The organism is Spirosoma horti (genome assembly GCF_054776595.1).
Genome location: NZ_BAAHBQ010000004.1, coordinates 429,103 through 445,776 on the forward strand (window position 1 = coordinate 429,103; position 16,674 = coordinate 445,776).

General features: G+C 50.1%; 15 protein-coding genes and 1 riboswitch. Of the genes, 5 read left to right on the top strand and 10 right to left on the bottom strand.

Annotated features, from left to right (window positions below; translation table 11 throughout):
• The first annotated feature begins 41 nt into the window (after positions 1–41).
• The 4 genes from pnuC to ACYVAM_RS13375 all read left to right on the top strand — a co-directional run bounded on the left by pnuC (position 42) and on the right by ACYVAM_RS13375 (position 2,693).
• Positions 42–716, top strand: coding sequence for a nicotinamide riboside transporter PnuC (gene pnuC / locus ACYVAM_RS13360; RefSeq protein ID WP_461067731.1), 675 nt, complete (start codon positions 42–44; stop codon positions 714–716).
• Positions 717–862: 146 nt separating this feature from the next.
• A complete protein-coding gene (locus ACYVAM_RS13365; protein ID WP_461067733.1) occupies positions 863–1,210 on the top strand; it encodes a lipocalin family protein in 348 nt (115 codons plus the stop codon).
• 49 nt (positions 1,211–1,259) lie between these two features.
• The gene (locus tag ACYVAM_RS13370) at positions 1,260–2,225 is read left to right on the top strand and encodes an AAA family ATPase (RefSeq protein WP_461067735.1); all 966 of its coding nucleotides are present in this window, start codon (positions 1,260–1,262) and stop codon (positions 2,223–2,225) included.
• 165 nt (positions 2,226–2,390) lie between these two features.
• A complete protein-coding gene (locus tag ACYVAM_RS13375; RefSeq protein WP_046577778.1) occupies positions 2,391–2,693 on the top strand; it encodes an isoamylase early set domain-containing protein in 303 nt (100 codons plus the stop codon).
• An 81-nt stretch (positions 2,694–2,774) separates the two neighbouring features.
• On the opposite strand, the gene ACYVAM_RS13380 is transcribed toward ACYVAM_RS13375, so the two are convergent.
• Complete coding sequence (locus ACYVAM_RS13380) at positions 2,775–3,725, bottom strand: hydroxypyruvate isomerase family protein (RefSeq protein WP_461067738.1); 951 nt, start codon at positions 3,723–3,725, stop codon at positions 2,775–2,777.
• Between the two features lie 118 nt (positions 3,726–3,843).
• Positions 3,844–6,951 carry a PVC-type heme-binding CxxCH protein gene (locus ACYVAM_RS13385; protein ID WP_461067740.1) on the bottom strand — a complete coding sequence of 1,036 codons (3,108 nt, stop codon included), beginning with the start codon at positions 6,949–6,951 and terminating at the stop codon, positions 3,844–3,846.
• A 193-nt stretch (positions 6,952–7,144) separates the two neighbouring features.
• Here ACYVAM_RS13385 and ACYVAM_RS13390 point away from each other — a divergent pair, with 193 nt between their 5' ends.
• A complete protein-coding gene (locus ACYVAM_RS13390) occupies positions 7,145–7,381 on the top strand; it encodes a GlsB/YeaQ/YmgE family stress response membrane protein (protein WP_461067742.1) in 237 nt (78 codons plus the stop codon).
• 203 nt (positions 7,382–7,584) lie between these two features.
• Here the strand turns inward: ACYVAM_RS13390 and ACYVAM_RS13395 are convergent, their stop codons facing one another.
• The 8 genes from ACYVAM_RS13395 to ACYVAM_RS13430 form a co-directional block, all read right to left on the bottom strand.
• Complete coding sequence (locus ACYVAM_RS13395) at positions 7,585–7,932, bottom strand: nuclear transport factor 2 family protein (RefSeq protein ID WP_461067744.1); 348 nt, start codon at positions 7,930–7,932, stop codon at positions 7,585–7,587.
• Between the two features lie 111 nt (positions 7,933–8,043).
• Complete coding sequence (locus tag ACYVAM_RS13400) at positions 8,044–8,394, bottom strand: DUF6970 domain-containing protein (RefSeq protein ID WP_461067746.1); 351 nt, start codon at positions 8,392–8,394, stop codon at positions 8,044–8,046.
• Between the two features lie 216 nt (positions 8,395–8,610).
• On the bottom strand, positions 8,611–10,323 hold the full coding sequence (locus ACYVAM_RS13405) for a GMC oxidoreductase (RefSeq protein ID WP_461067748.1): 1,713 nt from the start codon (positions 10,321–10,323) through the stop codon (positions 8,611–8,613).
• Between the two features lie 39 nt (positions 10,324–10,362).
• Positions 10,363–10,893, bottom strand: coding sequence for a gluconate 2-dehydrogenase subunit 3 family protein (locus tag ACYVAM_RS13410; RefSeq protein WP_461067750.1), 531 nt, complete (start codon positions 10,891–10,893; stop codon positions 10,363–10,365).
• A gap of 181 nt (positions 10,894–11,074) precedes the next feature.
• Positions 11,075–11,806: a Dph6-related ATP pyrophosphatase gene (locus ACYVAM_RS13415; protein WP_461067752.1), complete on the bottom strand. Its 732-nt coding sequence runs from the start codon at positions 11,804–11,806 to the stop codon at positions 11,075–11,077.
• Positions 11,803–12,858 carry a YncE family protein gene (locus tag ACYVAM_RS13420; protein WP_461067754.1) on the bottom strand — a complete coding sequence of 352 codons (1,056 nt, stop codon included), beginning with the start codon at positions 12,856–12,858 and terminating at the stop codon, positions 11,803–11,805. Before ACYVAM_RS13420 ends, ACYVAM_RS13415 begins: the two co-directional genes overlap by 4 nt.
• Positions 12,855–14,804, bottom strand: coding sequence for a TonB-dependent receptor plug domain-containing protein (locus tag ACYVAM_RS13425; protein WP_461067756.1), 1,950 nt, complete (start codon positions 14,802–14,804; stop codon positions 12,855–12,857). The genes ACYVAM_RS13420 and ACYVAM_RS13425 overlap by 4 nt, the downstream gene beginning before the upstream one ends.
• A gap of 90 nt (positions 14,805–14,894) precedes the next feature.
• Positions 14,895–15,083: riboswitch (cobalamin riboswitch) on the bottom strand.
• Between the two features lie 141 nt (positions 15,084–15,224).
• The gene (locus tag ACYVAM_RS13430; RefSeq protein ID WP_461067758.1) at positions 15,225–16,601 is read right to left on the bottom strand and encodes a M16 family metallopeptidase; all 1,377 of its coding nucleotides are present in this window, start codon (positions 16,599–16,601) and stop codon (positions 15,225–15,227) included.
• Between the last annotated feature and the right edge of the window lie 73 nt (positions 16,602–16,674).

Consider the following 16,674-nt stretch of genomic DNA (forward strand, 5'->3'; position numbering starts at 1 on the left):
CGTACCATTAAAATAGAAGACACCCACCGTATTTTTTACTCATGGTCGAGTTTTTCGATATTCATACCATTCTTTTTACGCTGTGGGATTATCCCATGAGTTACCTCGAATTTTTCGGGGTTTTATCCGGGTCGATAGCTACCTGGCTGGCGGCTCGTGCCAACGTCTGGAGCTGGCCAATCGGGGCCGCCAGCGTCCTGCTGTTTTTCTTTTTGTTCTTTCAGATTCAGCTCTACCCCGATATGTTTCTGCAGGTCTTCTTTTTCATCACGAACCTGCAAGGCTGGTGGCGCTGGACCCATCCTAAGGCCCAGGAGGCCGATCAGCATAATGAGCTCCGTATTACCCGGCTCATAGGACGACCGCTGGTTCTGGTTTTGCTCGGAGGGCTGGTGGCTACCGGGGTTCTGGGCACATTCGCCCAAAATCTGCACATCTGGTTTCCCGTACTATTCAGTCAGCCCAGCGCTTTCCCTTACCTCGACTCGTTCACGACCGTAATGAGTATTATCGGCACATTTATGATGATTCACAAAAAGCTCGAATGCTGGTGGATCTGGCTGCTTGTCGACATCATCAGCACCTTCATGTATTTCACCAAAGGCGTAAAACTGGTTGGGGTCGAGTACGCCATTTTTTGCCTGATTGCTTTTCAGGGAGCCTGGCACTGGACACGGGAATACCGGTCATATGTAGTCCGAGAAGTCGTAAATTAACTTGGTGGGATTAATTCTCTACTGTCTTACAACCGATAAGGATCCCTAAGGGTCTAGCTTTGAGATCATTACAAATATTTATAATGAAACACATACTACTCCTTTCCTCAATAATAACAATCCTATCGTGTTCAAAGCCGGATGCTATGCTCTATTCTAATGAGCTTGTAGGTGTCTGGCAGTTAACCACTTACTGCAAACCGACAAGTGATTCAACTTGTACAACCGTCAATGTGCCTTCTGATAAAGGTGTATTTGTTAGTTTCGATAATACTGGCAAGTTCAACGAGTTTTATGAAAACACGAAGCCTGTCGATTATAGCTTTCTGGGTTGTGGCGGTGGCAGTTACAAAATCGAAGGAAGTAAGGTACGAATTATAGCGGTATGCATGTCGTCATTAAATGGCCGATTGGTACAGGTAGTATCAAACTCTGAGAGTCGACTAACGCTGAATCCGTTTGGTACGAGCGAGTATATTTTCGTTAGGAGATAAGCAGTACGTTAGCTTTTTCGTCAGGCTTTCAAGTGTAGATTAAACAAGCATGACCACAGGTTTGGTTTTTGGCAAATTCATGCCGGTTCATAAAGGGCATTTGGCGTTGATTGAGTTTGCCAGGAGGCAGTGCGACCGGCTCATAGTCTCCATGACGGTTACACCGGATGATCCTATCCCGGCTGACCTTCGACTTCGCTGGCTAACCGATTTATTGGCTTCCTATCCTACCATCGACGTTGTAGCCGAATCCGGCGACTTTCACGACCCGACGCTCCCGCTCTGGGAAGCCACTAAATTGTGGGCGGCTTTCATCAAACGGCGTTTTCCAGAAGTAAGTGTCTTTTTTTCATCCGAAGAGTACGCGATCCCATTAGCGCATCATTCGGGTTTACGGCACGTTTCATTCGATCCACCCCGCCGGAGAATTCCGGTATCGGCTACCAACATCCGGCAACATCCAGCCCGCTACTGGGATTATATTCCGGCTCCTGTTCGCCCGTATTTCGTCCGGAAACTATGCTTGTACGGCCCCGAAAGCGTTGGCAAAACAACAATAGCCCGCCAGTTGGCCGCTGAATACGAAACTGCTTTTGTACCCGAGATGGCTCGTACAATGATCACGTCCAATGATTTTTCGCTTAGTGATATAATTGACATCGGCCGGGCGCAAACACAGGCCGTCCAGGCTGCCGAGCAGCAGGCCAACCGAATTCTATTTTGCGATACGGACCTGCTTACGACCCAGATTTATTCAGCTATCTATTTTCAGGAAGTTCCACCCATTCTATACGAATTGGAGCGTCAGATACAATATGACGCCTATGTCCTGCTGGATATCGATGTCCCCTGGGTAAGCGACGGATTGCGTGATTTTGGACACCAACGGGCTGACATGCTGGCTCGGTTTCGGAATGAGCTTGATCTGCGCAGGCTTTCTTATACATTCGTTAGCGGACCTTTTTCAGAGCGGCTTACGGCGGTTCGATCTGTTGCCAACAAATTGATAGATTAACTTAACTATAACAGATAAAATAGTACGTTTTTTAGACGAACAATTATAAAACAAGATATATTAATTATTACTATATAAAGAATATCGAAGCTTAACCTACTGATAACTATTATATTACTGATTTTGTATTATAACTTTGTATTGAAAACCAAACAGTGAACCCCTATGGCAGTTGCCAAACAATTCCTCAAAAGCAAGCCCCTTGCGAAAGTAACGTTTGAATTGTCGGCCGAAGCCGTCAATGGTGCTAAAACGGTCGCTCTGGCCGGTGAATTCAATGGCTGGGATGCCCAGGCCCTGAAAAAACAGAAAGATGGTTCCTACAAAACTACGGTTGAATTGCCCGTTGGTGGCGAATACCAGTTCCGGTACGTTTTGGATGGTACGACATGGACAAATGATACGGCTGCTGACAAATACGTTCCAAGCGGAGTTTCATTTGAAGAGAACTCAGTGGTTGTTCTCTAAGCAAGAAATTAAAACTACAAATGGGTGATCAGGCTTGTCGACAAGCTTAATCACCCATTTATAGTTTTATCCTACTGCGTTTTATACCGTAAAGCTATCGGAATCGACGTAGGCTTTGATGAGCGCAACTTCCCCTTCTTTCCCCTTCTGCGATTTGCCGTGCTCCATTCCGAAGATGAACTCTTTACCCGCGGCTTTTTGCTTCAGATAAACGTACTTGAATATATTCTTGTAGTTGATTTCACCCGTCGTTGGCTCATTACGACCGGGATTATCGCCAATCTGAAAATAGCCAATTTCACTCCAGCACCAATCGATATGGGGGATAATATGTCCCTCGTTCTTCTGCATGTGATAAATGTCGAACAGAATCTTGCACGAAGGGCTGTTCACGGCGCGGCAGATCTCGTAGGTTTGGTCGGATGTGCGCAAAAACAGATTGGGAGAATCGCTCAGGGGTTCGAGTACCATCGTTAGGCCCGCCGGTGCCAGAATGTCGGCCCCACGGCGCAGGGCGTCAATGACATTACCCGTTTGAATACCGATAGGCAGGTTCCGCTCAAAATCACCCGGAACAACCGTTGTAAATTTGGTATTGCAACGCTTGGCGGTTTCAACGGCCTTGCGGCATCCGTTCAGAAAAATATCAATGTATTCCTGCTTCCCGGCTGCCAGGGTATTCTGCGAGTTACCGCCTTTTTCAAGAACGAATACACCCATGGTCATCCCCAGGCGAGCCATTTCCTCCCCTATTTTAGTCTGCATAGCCGGATCGCGCGCCATCATCCCATTGTCTTCCAAAGCCGTGAAACCCATATCGGCCATAAACTTGAGCTGATCGATAAGGTCTTTACCAGCGCTGTTTTCAAACATGCCAAAATGCGGGGCGTATTTGAGTTTGAACGTATTTTTGGCCATTGAATTCGGCTGCGACTGCCCGCTGCCCGCTACTGATTCGCCGGTTACGGCAGCACCCGCCAGGCTTAAACCAGCCGCACCAACTGTTGATTTTACGAAATTGCGTCGTTGCATATGTGAGATTGTATGAACCGGAATTTGTGTGATTTTTCTGACTGGCTATGATTCAAAATAAAGCTTTCGCTGAAAGCAAATGTCCTAGTCAATCAGAAAAATCACACAAATCCCGCTTCTATTTCTTTTTTAAACTTGATAAATAATCCACTAAATCCACTAATTCCTGCGTGCTCATGGCTTCCTGTATACCCGATGGCATCATGGAAGCGTCCAACTGTTTCATCGAAACGACATCCGACATTTTGAAATTCTGCATGACTCCACCCGGAAACTTCATTTGCAGGTCGGTTTCGGTTTTGCTGGATACAATGCCGGTCATAGCACTTCCATCTTTAAATTTCACTTCCCAGCCCTCGTAGCCGAAGCTGATACCCGCATCTGGATGTAAGATAGCTAGATACTGCCCTTCTTTGGGCAATTTTGACCCGATTTCTGATAGCTTTGGCCCGAAGTCCATCCCCTCGCCATTGACCTGGTGACAGATGCTACAGTTGTTCTTGAAAACAGAAACCCCGCGGGCAGCGTCGCCATTCATAGCCAGCAATTCATTGATTGCCGGTAATTTTTTCCCTTCGGCACTTTGCCCGCCATCCAGGAAATTAGCGGCCTGCTGACGAATATTTTTACGCCAGTCGTTGCTCACGCCCTGCACAGCCGCTTTTTTATAATCGCCTTTGATGTCGCCGGATTTGAGCAGGGCCACAACCATATCGGCCCCTTCTGAACTACCGCCCAACGACCGGGTCGCTTCTTTGCGTAAGGCAACAGACCGTTTTTCGTCCAGCGCCACCGTTTTCAACATATCGATCGACTCTTTGTTACCTACCCGACGCAAAGCGACCAGCATGTTGGCGGCTGCTTCCGGATCGTTGCCATTGAGTACGTCCCAAATCATGGGGCTGCCCTGTTGCTTAAGCAATTGCCGGGCCGCATCACGACCTATGCCCTCCAATGGTTTTTGAACCGCCAGCTTGGCCAGATGCGCATTTTCGGATACGGGTTCAAAACGCGTGACCAGTTCAACGTATTCGGCGGTTCCATAAACGTCGGTCATGAGTTTGTTCAGGGCATTTGTGGCCACAGGTGAATTTTTAACGAAAGCAGGATCCAGGTGACGAAGAGCCAGTTTAGTTACCTCCGTGGAGCCACTGTTTGCCTGTAAAATACCCAATAGGGCACTGGATTTTTCGGTAGCACCCGGATTAAAATCGAACGCCCGGAAATAGCGCAAGCGTTGGTTGATATCGACAGCCGGATCACCCGCCAACTTCGCCAGCATCGGCACCGACTCCTTCGTGCGGGCACGCCACACAATGTCGCGACCACCCGCGTTGGCCAGCGGGTCGTTGTTCATCTGTTTCACCCAGGCAGTGTAATACGTATCCCAATTGGTATCAGCGCCAATACCCAGCGCTTCCAGATACCAGCGGTCTTTGCCATCGTATTGACTGGCCAGCTGCGCCCATAAGGCCGGAGCCTCCGTGCTTTGGCTCCGGCGTAGTGCAATCGCACACTCCCGGCGCACCTGCGGATCGGGGTCGTTGACGAGTTGTTTTACGTAGGGAATAATGTCTGATTTGAGCTCGCGGGCGGCACGGAGTGCGGTGATGCGCAGATCAGAATTATCACTTTTCAGGGCCGTTTCGATGTATTTCGGCCCTTTATCTAATTTACTCAACAGCCAGAGCGCACGCGCCTGCATTCGGGGATTAGTGGATGTTTTGTAAAGTTTCGCCAATTCCTTCTCCGCCTTTTTTCCCATGCCGGACAGTTTCTGCCAGCCAGCATAACGGATAGACATATTAGGACTTTGCAGGGCGTCGATAGCGCCCTCGGTCGTTGTCAGATCTACCTTGGGCATTTTGTAAGGCGAATTCGGTGGGGCTACCCGATACACGCGCCCCCGGCTCTGGTCGCCCGCCTGGTGGCCGCCCACGCCGGGGTCATACCAGTCAGCAATAATGAGTGAGCCATCCGGTGCCACACACACATCGGCGGGCCGGAACCACTGATCACGAGCCCCTTCCAGTACGTTGACGATCTCGGCTTTATAGCCCGCGCCATCTTTTTGCACCGGATACGACCGAACCACATTCGGGCCTGCATCGCAATGGATCATCTGATTCCGGAACACTTCCGGCAGCAGATTCCCTTCATATACGATCATGCCCGTTGGCGAACCAGCCCCGGTTTGCAGCAGATTAGGTACGACCCCAGGATCATTTAGGTGCCAGTGGCGCCGGGGTGTTTCGGGCTCAATATTCTCCCGGTTAGCCTGCCAGCCCGCGCCCGTCATTTCGTCGGTGTAGCCGTAGTTACCATACTCCATGACATAGTTGATCCGGACGCTCTTGTTGCCATCGTCGTCGTTATCCGACTGCCACATCGTGCCATAGGAATCGACAGCTATTTCGTAGTTGTTCCGGAAATTTTGGCCTAGCACCTCCACATTTTTCCCATCGGGATCGCAGCGAAAGACCATACCCATCTTGAAATTCTGTTTATCGATCGTTTTACCGGTGACTATGTCGACGATTGGTTTGCCGTCTTTATCCTTCAGTTGTCCGCCTTCGTTACCGAAGTTGAAATACCACTTACCATCGGGCCCGAAGACAAACGTGTGCATACCATGATCATGCTGCTCCCCGCCGATACCCGTAAAGAGCAGTTCTTTTTTGTCGGCTTTATCATCGCCGTTTTCGTCGGTAAAGACCCAAACGTTCGGGCTGTCCGACACGATCACTTTATTACCCTGCACCCAAATTCCGAGCGGTGACTCGATATCAGGTCCCTGATAGAAGACCTTCGACACGTCCGCTTTTCCATCGCCATTCTGATCTTCCAGAATCACAATACGGTCGCCTTCCTTGCGGGTTGGGTTGCCATTGATGGCAGGCCGGTAGTTATACGCTTCACAAACCCAAACCCGGCCACGGGCATCCACATCGATGTCAGTTGGATTAGACAGCATTGGCTCAGCGGCAAACAAGGTTGCCTCCAGACCCGGCGCTACGTTCAAACTACCTACCGCATACTTTGGATCGTGCTTGTCGTCGTCGGTAAGTTGAGCAAACAGGCCTGTCAGATACTGATTGGAAGCCCCGTTCAGGTTTCGATTCTGATAAGCCCCGACAAAAACTCCGCCGATTACCAGGCCGGCGGCTGATAGAGCGATTGTTCGGCGTGTGAGAGCCGAGCGTTTGGATGATAAGAAATGAGTCATATAGTCAGCTCAAAAAGGAGCGAGTTAGCGAGTAACTGATACAGTAAATGCCTACCCTGTTAAATAACATTGTAGGTGATTTATACCCATTTACAGTCATTTTCTTTTCGCAATTATTCCCTCTATAGTACAATTGCCAATCTTTTGTGTAGCATTGCACTGTAACATTACTAACTCTCTAACCAGTCAGACCATGGGCTTTTTGTATTCTATTTTAGTTGGGGGCATTGCCGGTTACATTGCGAGTCGGCTGATGGATAGCCATAATTCGGCTCTTATCAACATCATTCTCGGCATCGTGGGTGGCTTTGTCGGAGGTTTTGTTGCCCGCAAGCTTGGCAACGATCCTGAGAACGATGGCTTGTTTATGAACTTACTGATTGCCGTTGGCGGTGCTGTATTATTGATTTTTGTGGGCCGACTGTTTTAACGTCAATCAAGGCCAACAGCGATGTAGCCAAGTATGGCCTTTATAGGAGCTGTTAACAGGTAGGCTTTCAGGATAAAGTACAGGAGTTACCAAACCAGACGGTCATGTGGCCTTTGTACTTTATCCTGAAGCGTTTAACGCTAATGTGGCAGTTGTAAAAGTTAATAACCGCCAGGAATATAGAATAAGCAAAGAGAGGTATTCTATTTCTGTTCAATAATCATTGCTCTTACTTTCCCGTCCTCAAAGGTGTATACATGGGTTACCTGACCATCGCTCAGAACCTGACCAGTTAAGTCTTTAATGACTTGATGAACGTCTACGGCAATTTCTCCTCCGGGTCTTACGTGAAACGAGATCGGGACTACGGTAGGGTCGATCTCCTGCCATTGGCGGAGCCAATACACCCGTACTTCATCATGCCCGTGTACGTAACCTCCTTCCCACCCATTGGGCCAGGTCACGTCCATATGCAAAAGAGGTAAAATGGCGCCAACATTTCGGTCATTAAAATCCTGATAAAGCTGGCTAAGGGTTGTTTGATCGTCCATAATTATAAAAGTTAGACACTGAGTAGACGTGTCAAAACTAAAGCATGGACCTTATAAGGGCGTGTCAGTGAGGCCTGAGATTATCTAAGATTTACTTGAGACGGCGGAAGCCTATTTCCGGGAGTCTTCCCAAATCAGTTTTTCTTCTGTTCTGGAAGCGAAAAAGTCAGCACATTTTCCGTCGCCCCTGCCACTAATACCACCGTCTGGAGAACAAACGGTATTGCATTGTTCGTCAAGTAAGATGCTGGGGATATCACAACACCGTTGCGGAATGAAGTAAACCACTTGCCCCTTGTACGAATAGCGATAAACTTTGGCTGGCGGCTCCCACTTATCCTGGCTCTTGATCTGATTGATCAGATCGGTAATGCATTCAGGCGTCCCTTTGGGTATCGACTCATTTTTACATCCTAAAGCCATCAAGCTAGTAAAGGCAATGAATTGGATATACGATCTCATTTGATGGATGGTCAAGGTTATTTTCACTACTCCAAGAGTCTGTTATACCTACTACCCGTTGGAATTAGCTATTGCATAAATGGGGAGGATCTTTCAAAAGTTACTAAGTAGCTTATCGAGCCGTGCGCCTGAGCCATATTTAATCCGGAAAATACATTAAAAATCCCCCGCCATCCTGACGAATCAGTACGGCGGGGGATTTTTTATCATCACTCTTTAAATACTTTTCCGCTTCATTTCCTTTACGGCAAAGTCTGCCGCACGAGCGGTCAACGCCATATACGTTAACGATGGATTTACGCAGGAGGCCGACGTCATACACGAGCCGTCGGTTACGAACACATTCTTAACCGCGTGGAGCTGGTTGTTAGCGTTCACAACTGATGTTTTAGGGTCACGGCCCATGCGAGCGGTTCCCATTTCGTGGATGGCCATGCCCAGATACGAGCCCCGGTCATACGCTTTCACGTTCTTGACCCCGGCCGACTCAAGCATTTCCTTCGCATCGTTCATCATATCGATCCGCATTTTCTTCTCATTTTCTTTCAACTCAGCGTCGAATACGGCGAGCGGCATGCCCCATTTGTCCTTTTCATTCTTGTCGAGGTACATCCGGTTCTCGTGATACGGAAGGGTCTCCCCGAAACCGCCTAAGCCCATTGTCCATGGGCCGGGTTTGGTGAGTTCCTCTTTATAATCGGCTCCAAAGCTCATTTCGGCAACGTTGCGCTGCCAGCCCTGCCGACTGCCGCCACCCTGGTACCCGAATCCGCGGATGTAATCGCGCTTATCGGAACCAATGTTCCGGTAGCGGGGAACATAAATGCCGTTTGCCCGACGACCGATGTAATATTTATCCAGATCACCTTCCCAATCACCCGAGGCACCGATACGGAAGTGGTGATCCATCAGATTGTGGCCCAACTCGCCCGAATCATTACCCATTCCATTGGGGAAACGGTTCGATTTTGAGTTCAGCAGCACCGATGTCGACCCCAGCGTACTGCCACAAACGAAAATGATGCTGGCGTAATACTCTTTAGGCTGCATGGTTACGGCATCAACGATCCGGACACCCGTGGCCTTTTTCTTGTTTTCGTCATACAGAACTTCCGTAACGACCGAATCGGGCCGGAGCGTCAACCGGCCTGTTTTGGCTGCCGGAGGAAGCGTACAGGATTGGGTACTGAAATAGGCGCCGTATGGGCAACCCAACGAGCATTTGTTGCGGTACTGGCACGGCGCACGTCCCACACCCAATTGGGCCTGACCCGCTTTGGAGAGGTTAGCGACCCGACCAATGGTCATCGTGCGGCCGGGGAAATTCTTTTCAATCCGCTTACGAACTTCCTTTTCCACGCAATACATCTCCATGGGTGGCAGGAATTCGCTGTCGGGCAGTTGGGGCAAGTTCAGTTTCTCTCCCGAAATGCCGACGAACTTCTCGACATAACTATACCAGGGCGCAACGTCTTTATACCGAATTGGCCAATCGACCGCAATACCATCTCGCTCATTGGCTCCGAAATCGATATCACTCAACCGATACGATTGCCGCCCCCACATAATGGATTTTCCGCCCACGATATTTGGCCGGTACCAGTCGAACCGTTTCACTTCTTTATAAAGCGAATCCGAATCGTTCATCCAGTAATTCTGGGTCATCTCATTATACGGGTAATCGCGGGCCAGTTTGGGGTGCGATTCTTTCTGGGCCTCCGTAAGCCGACCGTTATACTTGGTTTGCCAGGGATCTTTCATGGCATACTCGTAGTCGGTGACGTGTTCGAGCTGGTGGCCTTTTTCAAGCATCAGCACCCGTAGTCCTTTTTCGGTTAGCTCTTTTGATGCCCAGCCGCCAGATATGCCCGACCCGATCACTATGGCATCGTAAGTCTGGTCTTTTATAGAATCAATATTGAGATACATTATCTTGTGGGGTAAAGATTATTGAAGGACACAGGTTTGTTACAATGCCCATGCCTTCTGACCAGGTTTGAGGGGCATACAGCCATTGAATTGACCAGGGACAGGCAGGTATTCGAGTGCTTTGGTAGCACCAATTTCGGAGGTAAAGTAGCCAGTCGTCGTTAGCTCTTTCATGCGCAGGAAGAACGGTTTGTCTTCCGTCATGGTCAGCTTGACCATTTCATTTTTCTGGGCCGTGTCAAGAGCCGCAAACCCCTTGCTGAATTTGGTTTTACTATCAGTGTCAAGCTTAGCCAGACCCGCGTAGAATTTCTCCTGATCAGCTTTCGGGTAGCAATCGCGCATGACCCGAACTATGAACTTTTCAGCACCTGCCGCTTTGGCACCCGGCGTGGTGGTAGTGGGAATGATGACATCGGCAACCTCAGCCAGCAGGGCTTCCTGGTCGGGCGAGACGGCAACGCTCGGGCCCATGTTGGTCACACGGCCCATGGCGCCTGCCAGGGTCGGTGCCGACAGTATCCCGCCCATTAGTAAGGCCGCTTGTTGAATGGCTTCTCTACGTTTCATAAAGTGATGAATACTATTTGGGCTTCAGAAGGCCCCGGTGGTAAAATTTCCTTTAATAATATGAAAATAAAGTCACAATACGAAGCTTTTGGTCGAGTTTAATCAAACATAGAAAGGCGTACTACGGGGTATGACCGCGGTACGCCTTTATACGTTTAGGGTATTTTTACTTAAGCTGGCTTTACTCGTTCAGGAGCAAGTCCTGGTACCAGAAACCCGTGTCCCAACGGGTATCGGTCTGGTCGGTATGCGTGTCGGTGCCGTCAGAACGAGTATAGGTTCGGTGAACGATTTCGCCTTTTGTGAAAGAGACGGGGCTGGAGAAAATTGGGCCATCATACACAAAGGAATGATACTCGCCATTTTCGCCACAAGGATCGACCGTTTTGGGCAAGTCTTTCAGCAAAGCCAGATCGAGTTCCCGCCCAATGAATTCGGCGCTCAACTGCTTTTCATTTACGCAAACGAGCACGGCTCGAAAACCCAGATCGACAAATTCGTGAACCAGCTCGGTGGTGTTTCGCTGCCAGAGTGGAAACTCGCCTAACAGGTTGACCCGCTGCAACTGCGTTTCCCGATAGGCACGCAGGTCTTCCAAAAAAATATCGCCAAAGATGGAATGAGTATTTCCCTGCTGCGTCAGGTCCAGCAGTTCCTTCTGCATCTGAGCGTCGTACGCTTCCATGGAGACATTACCTGCCAACCGGAGCAACCGCAGTGGAATGCCCAACCGATCGGCCTGGGCCACCATCGACTCGGTTCGAACGCCGTGCATGCTTACCCGGCCATAGGCATCGTTGACACTCGTCAACAACGTCCGTACATCCCACCGACCCGACCGAAGGCTATGATACAGGGCGAGGGCTGAATCTTTGCCCCCGCTCCAGTTCATGATGGCCCGCTGCCGGCTCATCGGAAGTAAAATCCTGAAGGCGCAATTTCAGCCTTTACCGAATCGACCAGCGTGCCGGTAGACTCATAACGCAGTACGTAACCAGCCTGTGTGTACAGGAGCGGAGATTGACTTCCGTACAGACGTCCTGTTTGTGGGTCAACGCCTAACGCGCTGAATGAACGAGCGATAACCTGGTTGGCCGATGCAGACGCCGTTGCTTCAATGGGCAGACGGTATGTTTTTCCACTCAAGGTATAATAGAAGGCTCGTTTGTCAGGACTGATCGTAACCGAGCCAGGCGTAGAAGCAAACGTCAGTCGTTTGGCAACTGACCGATCCGATGGGTTCATTTGAACCAGGTCTTTACCGGCCTGTAGCCACAGTTTGCCGTTTGCATCCAGCGCAATAGGCTCGGGCGTTGACCCAAAGGCAACGCGTTGTTTTTCGGTATCGGTATTCAGATCGATAACCAGCAATGTTTGGTCACCGCTGTAGGTGTTGCTCCCTACGAATACTTCTGAGCCAACGACAACCATTTTTTCAACCGCTTTAACGGCCGGAATCTTCTTAACCAGTGTACCTGTGTTCAGATCAATAACGGCAATGTAGCCAGGATCTTTGTAGAAGTTATTACCGGAGCCAGAAACGTCCCAGCAACTCACATAAGCCTTGTTTGGGCCAGCGGCAATAACCTGACGCGGGTTTTCAATATCGGGGGTTTTCAGCGTAGCGCGCGACTTGAAGGTACCAGCTTCGACAATTTCAACCTTATCCTGAGCAGCAGAACTATTATCGATCAAAATCAGGCCTTTCCCATTTACTTCCGTATAGCCCTGAACGCCACCACTCGGCAAAAGAGACGGATTGGCGGTCTGTAAAATGTTGGTAGCAACCGTGTTGCCCGTACGTGGCAAAAAGGAAATAGTCCCGTTGTTGCTAAAAAAATTACCAGCATTCAGTATATATACACCTGATTCATAAGGTGTTGGCTCGGGATCAGTCGTTTTACAGTTCCAGACGCTTAAGGCCAGCAGGCTCAGTGCAATGCCTTTTGTTACTTGATACTTCATGATTTATTAGATGGAAAATTGATAATTACATTGAGTGCCCAGTTGCGCCCGGGCAACGCGTTTCGCTTTATACTGAATGACAGCGCATCGAATACGTTATTCACCTGTCCCTGCACCCGAACGGGCACAGGCCCAAGTTTAGTTGTCGTTTCGAGGAGTATGTTCGTTAAAGTAACGCCCTTAAAAAACTGGCTGTTGTCGAAGGTGATGTACCGGCGCGAGCTGGCTTGTGTTTGTACCGACAGCCGTGTCTGGCCACGCTGCACATAGGCATTGAGCGTTCCGGTATGAATCGGCACGTAAACTAGTTGCTTCCCGATCACGTCCTCCGCATACGTATCATAGGCCCGCTCCTGCGAAGAACGCGTTAAGGCATAACCCAGTCGCAAGCCAGCTCGCCAGCCATTATGAACATACGCCAGCGAAGTGGTTAACTCTCCCCCACGCGCCACAACCAGTTGTAAATTCTCGACATGGTAATTGGTCGTTGGATTCCAGTAGGTCCAGTTATCTACCCGATTGTGGTAGACCGTGGCTTCGGCCGTAAAATTGAGCCGTTCATTAAAGACAAAGGTCGAAGCAAGCCCGGCTTCCAGATTCAGTCCGCTTTCGGGTATCAGGTTGGGGTTGCCTAGATCGGCCCAGTAGCGTTCGTTGAGCGTCGGTACCCGGTAACTCCGGCTGATGGCCCCCTTGGCCGTTAAGCCAAAGCCTGGGCGCTGCACAATCCGGTATTCAGCACCGAGTGAGGGCGTTAGGGGTGGGTTAAATCGCGTAACAAAAGCCTGCCGTACCGTGGCCGAGACCAGCCACCGGCTGGTCTGCATTCGGAGCAAGGCGTATAAATCGCCCCGATCTTCTTCGATCAATGGGTTTATGTAGCCATCCGTTTGGGTTCGGTAATGCGACCACTCGCCACCTACCCGAAGATTCAGCGATAGATTAGCTTTCGCGGGTGTTAAAACGAACTCCCGCTCGGCGCGAGCAATAAACCGGTCGGTTTGGGTGTGACTGGGCAACGCGAAATTGCTTTTGGCATAGTCCAGAATGTCATGCGTCCAGCCCAGACGCAGGGTTATGTGGTTGGTCTCGTAGGTGGTCAGAAATCGGGCCGATTGGGTACGCGTGCGTTCGCGGGCAATGGTGTCCTGCGGAGCCAGGATCAGATCATTATCCGTCAGCCAGACATTGACGGAGACTTGCCGACCACTTTTGTGCAGAAAATACAAATCCTGAACGAGGCCCCGTTGCGCGGTTGTCGATCGTTCCAGGAAATAATTTTTGCGCTCAGCCGATGGATACGCGTTATTGAACTGGTTCCGGTAGGCAAACGTCTTCCCCGACACGTTCCAGTCGGCTCCTAATCTCGTACTATACTGCACGCCCAACTGGGTCTGGTTATTCTGAAAACTAGCCAGTTGCTGGCCAAACGTTACGCGTATACCTGGCTGCCAAACCGGACTGCTTCCCAGCAAAACGCTACCGCCCACCGCATCGGACCCGACAACGCTGGCCGACGAACCATATTGAACCGCTAATCGGTCGAAACCCGCTACGGGCAGCGTCGAGAAATCAGTCTGACCAAGATTTGGCTGGTTAATGTTGATGCCATTCCAAAGAACGGCGGTATGGTTGGCCGATGTTCCCCGAAACGACACCGTTGCCAGTTGGCCAGGGCCATAGCTTTTAAACGCTATAGGGGTGTTCAACGACAGTAGATCCGTCAATGACCCAAAGCGAAATTGAAGCAACGTTGCCGAATCGATTCGTTGAAGTTTCTGACCGGCTAAGAACCGCTCGGGCGCAATGGCTCGTACGGTTACGGCCGACAAAGACACAGTGGTTGCTGACCGCGCCAACGAATCCGTTTGCGCGAAGCTACCATGCCCGGCCAGTAAACCGAGCAATAGGGTAATAAGCCACCAGCGAAGGGTGTTCTGTTTCAATTGTTTACTACGAATGAGTGCCCGAAAACGTCGGGCCAACCAATTGGTGGCCCATTAGCACGCGATTGGGGCGTTTCCTCCGAACGCCAGAACAACGGATGGTTTACGGCAGGTCTCCTGGCTCGTCTTGTCGGCTCTTACCTTCCCACGCTAAACCATAGCGCAGTGGTTGTGTAGATTGAACCGATTTTTTGAAGACTTACAGTTGCGGGGACAGCATTGGTTTTACACCAACTTCCCTATTAAGCCTTGCAGGCTGCCACGAAGCAGCATCAGGCACCGAAAACTCGGGGCAAAGGTAGACTATTTTTGTTGAATATGTAGCGCGGATCGCACGGGCGCCCCCGATCCTGTCCGTGTAGCCGCGAATTGAGGCTACACGGACAGGATCGGGGGCGCCCGTGCGATCCGAATTGTTTGTTAAAAACCTTCGGCTTTGATTTCTTTCTCGGTGATGGTTCCGTATTTTTTCACCTTATCCCGAATGGTCTCGGCTTTGCCGATCAGCACAAACTGGAGCTTGTCTTTGGGAAAATACTGATCGATAATCTGGCGAGTTTTGGCAACCGTCAGCCCATCGACGTTCTTCTGGAAGTTGTTAATGAACGACTCATCGAAGCCCAGGCTGAACATATCGGTCAGCAGATTAGCCAGCTCACTGGCCGATTCATAGCGCGGTGGAAAATCAGCTTTGACGTAGTTTTTGGCCGATGACAACGTTTTTTCATCGATGCCCGTCCGATGCAAACTGTCGAGTACCTGCAAAGCCATGTCAATGGCCTGCGTGGTGGTGCTGACTTTTGTAAAGGTCGAAATGGCAAATGTGCCGCTTTTTCGAAAGGTACTGAACCGACTATTGGCCCCATAGGTCAGCCCTGAGTTTACCCGCAGGGCATCATTCAGCCAGGAGGTAAAACGTCCGCCCAGGATCGTATTGACAACCGTGACAGGAATAAAATCGGGGTTATTCTGCGTGATGCCTTTCCCGCCAATCAAAAACGTAGTTTCGCGGGCATCGTCTTTATTGACCAGTAACACCCGACTTTTATCGAATGCAACCGTTGGATCGGCGAGTATGAGCGATGTGGCTGCTGCCGTTTTCCAGTTACCGAACAAGTCGGTAATCCGCTTTTTCATAGCTGCCGTATTGAAATCACCGACGATGGCAATCGCGCCCCGGTCTGCGGTAAAGTTCTTCTGATAGAACTGCCGGGCATCACTGGCCGATACCGCCGATACCGATGCAGGCGTACCCGTGAGCGGATTGGCGTATGGATGACCGTCAAAGACAAACTTGTTGAAATAAGAACCAACCACGCCCCTTGGGCTTTCTTTCTGCTGAGTCAACTGAAGCAGTTGCCGCTGTTTGTACTTATCGAATTCAGCCTGATCGAAGGTGGGCTTCGTGATCACATCCTGGATAATATCGAACAGTAAATCCTGATCTTTCACCGCAAACGACGAGGTCAGTTTGGCTACTTCTTTCCCGGCATAGGTATCCACGCTGGCTCCCACGTATTCAATTTTTTCTTCCAGTTGGGCCTTCGTGTATTTCGAACTACCGAACAGCAAAGCCTCCGCCGTCATGTTGGCCAGGCCATACCGGCTGCCATCCTGCACCGCCCCAGCATCGAATACCGCCGAGACATTGATGAGCGGCACTTCATGTTGCTCCATCAGATAAACCGTCAGGCCGTTTCTGAGCTTGAATTTCTGGTACGGCGGCACCTTGAACGTTTGCGCCAGCGACGCTCCCGTTACTATAAGGGTAATGAATAAAGTAAGTACGTATTTCATAGTATGAGACCTATAAGGTTTCAAAAACCGCATCGGCACGGTCCGCCGTTGCGGGCCCGGCTTATAGGCCTGA

Coding starts and splice junctions, on each gene's coding strand:
- pnuC (WP_461067731.1), top strand. CDS start 42: ATGGTCGAGTTTTTCGATATTCATACCATTCTTTTTACGCTGTGGGAT.
- ACYVAM_RS13365 (WP_461067733.1), top strand. CDS start 863: ATGCTCTATTCTAATGAGCTTGTAGGTGTCTGGCAGTTAACCACTTAC.
- ACYVAM_RS13370 (WP_461067735.1), top strand. CDS start 1,260: ATGACCACAGGTTTGGTTTTTGGCAAATTCATGCCGGTTCATAAAGGG.
- ACYVAM_RS13375 (WP_046577778.1), top strand. CDS start 2,391: ATGGCAGTTGCCAAACAATTCCTCAAAAGCAAGCCCCTTGCGAAAGTA.
- ACYVAM_RS13380 (WP_461067738.1), bottom strand. CDS start 3,725: ATGCAACGACGCAATTTCGTAAAATCAACAGTTGGTGCGGCTGGTTTA.
- ACYVAM_RS13385 (WP_461067740.1), bottom strand. CDS start 6,951: ATGACTCATTTCTTATCATCCAAACGCTCGGCTCTCACACGCCGAACA.
- ACYVAM_RS13390 (WP_461067742.1), top strand. CDS start 7,145: ATGGGCTTTTTGTATTCTATTTTAGTTGGGGGCATTGCCGGTTACATT.
- ACYVAM_RS13395 (WP_461067744.1), bottom strand. CDS start 7,932: ATGGACGATCAAACAACCCTTAGCCAGCTTTATCAGGATTTTAATGAC.
- ACYVAM_RS13400 (WP_461067746.1), bottom strand. CDS start 8,394: ATGAGATCGTATATCCAATTCATTGCCTTTACTAGCTTGATGGCTTTA.
- ACYVAM_RS13405 (WP_461067748.1), bottom strand. CDS start 10,323: ATGTATCTCAATATTGATTCTATAAAAGACCAGACTTACGATGCCATA.
- ACYVAM_RS13410 (WP_461067750.1), bottom strand. CDS start 10,893: ATGAAACGTAGAGAAGCCATTCAACAAGCGGCCTTACTAATGGGCGGG.
- ACYVAM_RS13415 (WP_461067752.1), bottom strand. CDS start 11,806: ATGAGCCGGCAGCGGGCCATCATGAACTGGAGCGGGGGCAAAGATTCA.
- ACYVAM_RS13420 (WP_461067754.1), bottom strand. CDS start 12,858: ATGAAGTATCAAGTAACAAAAGGCATTGCACTGAGCCTGCTGGCCTTA.
- ACYVAM_RS13430 (WP_461067758.1), bottom strand. CDS start 16,601: ATGAAATACGTACTTACTTTATTCATTACCCTTATAGTAACGGGAGCG.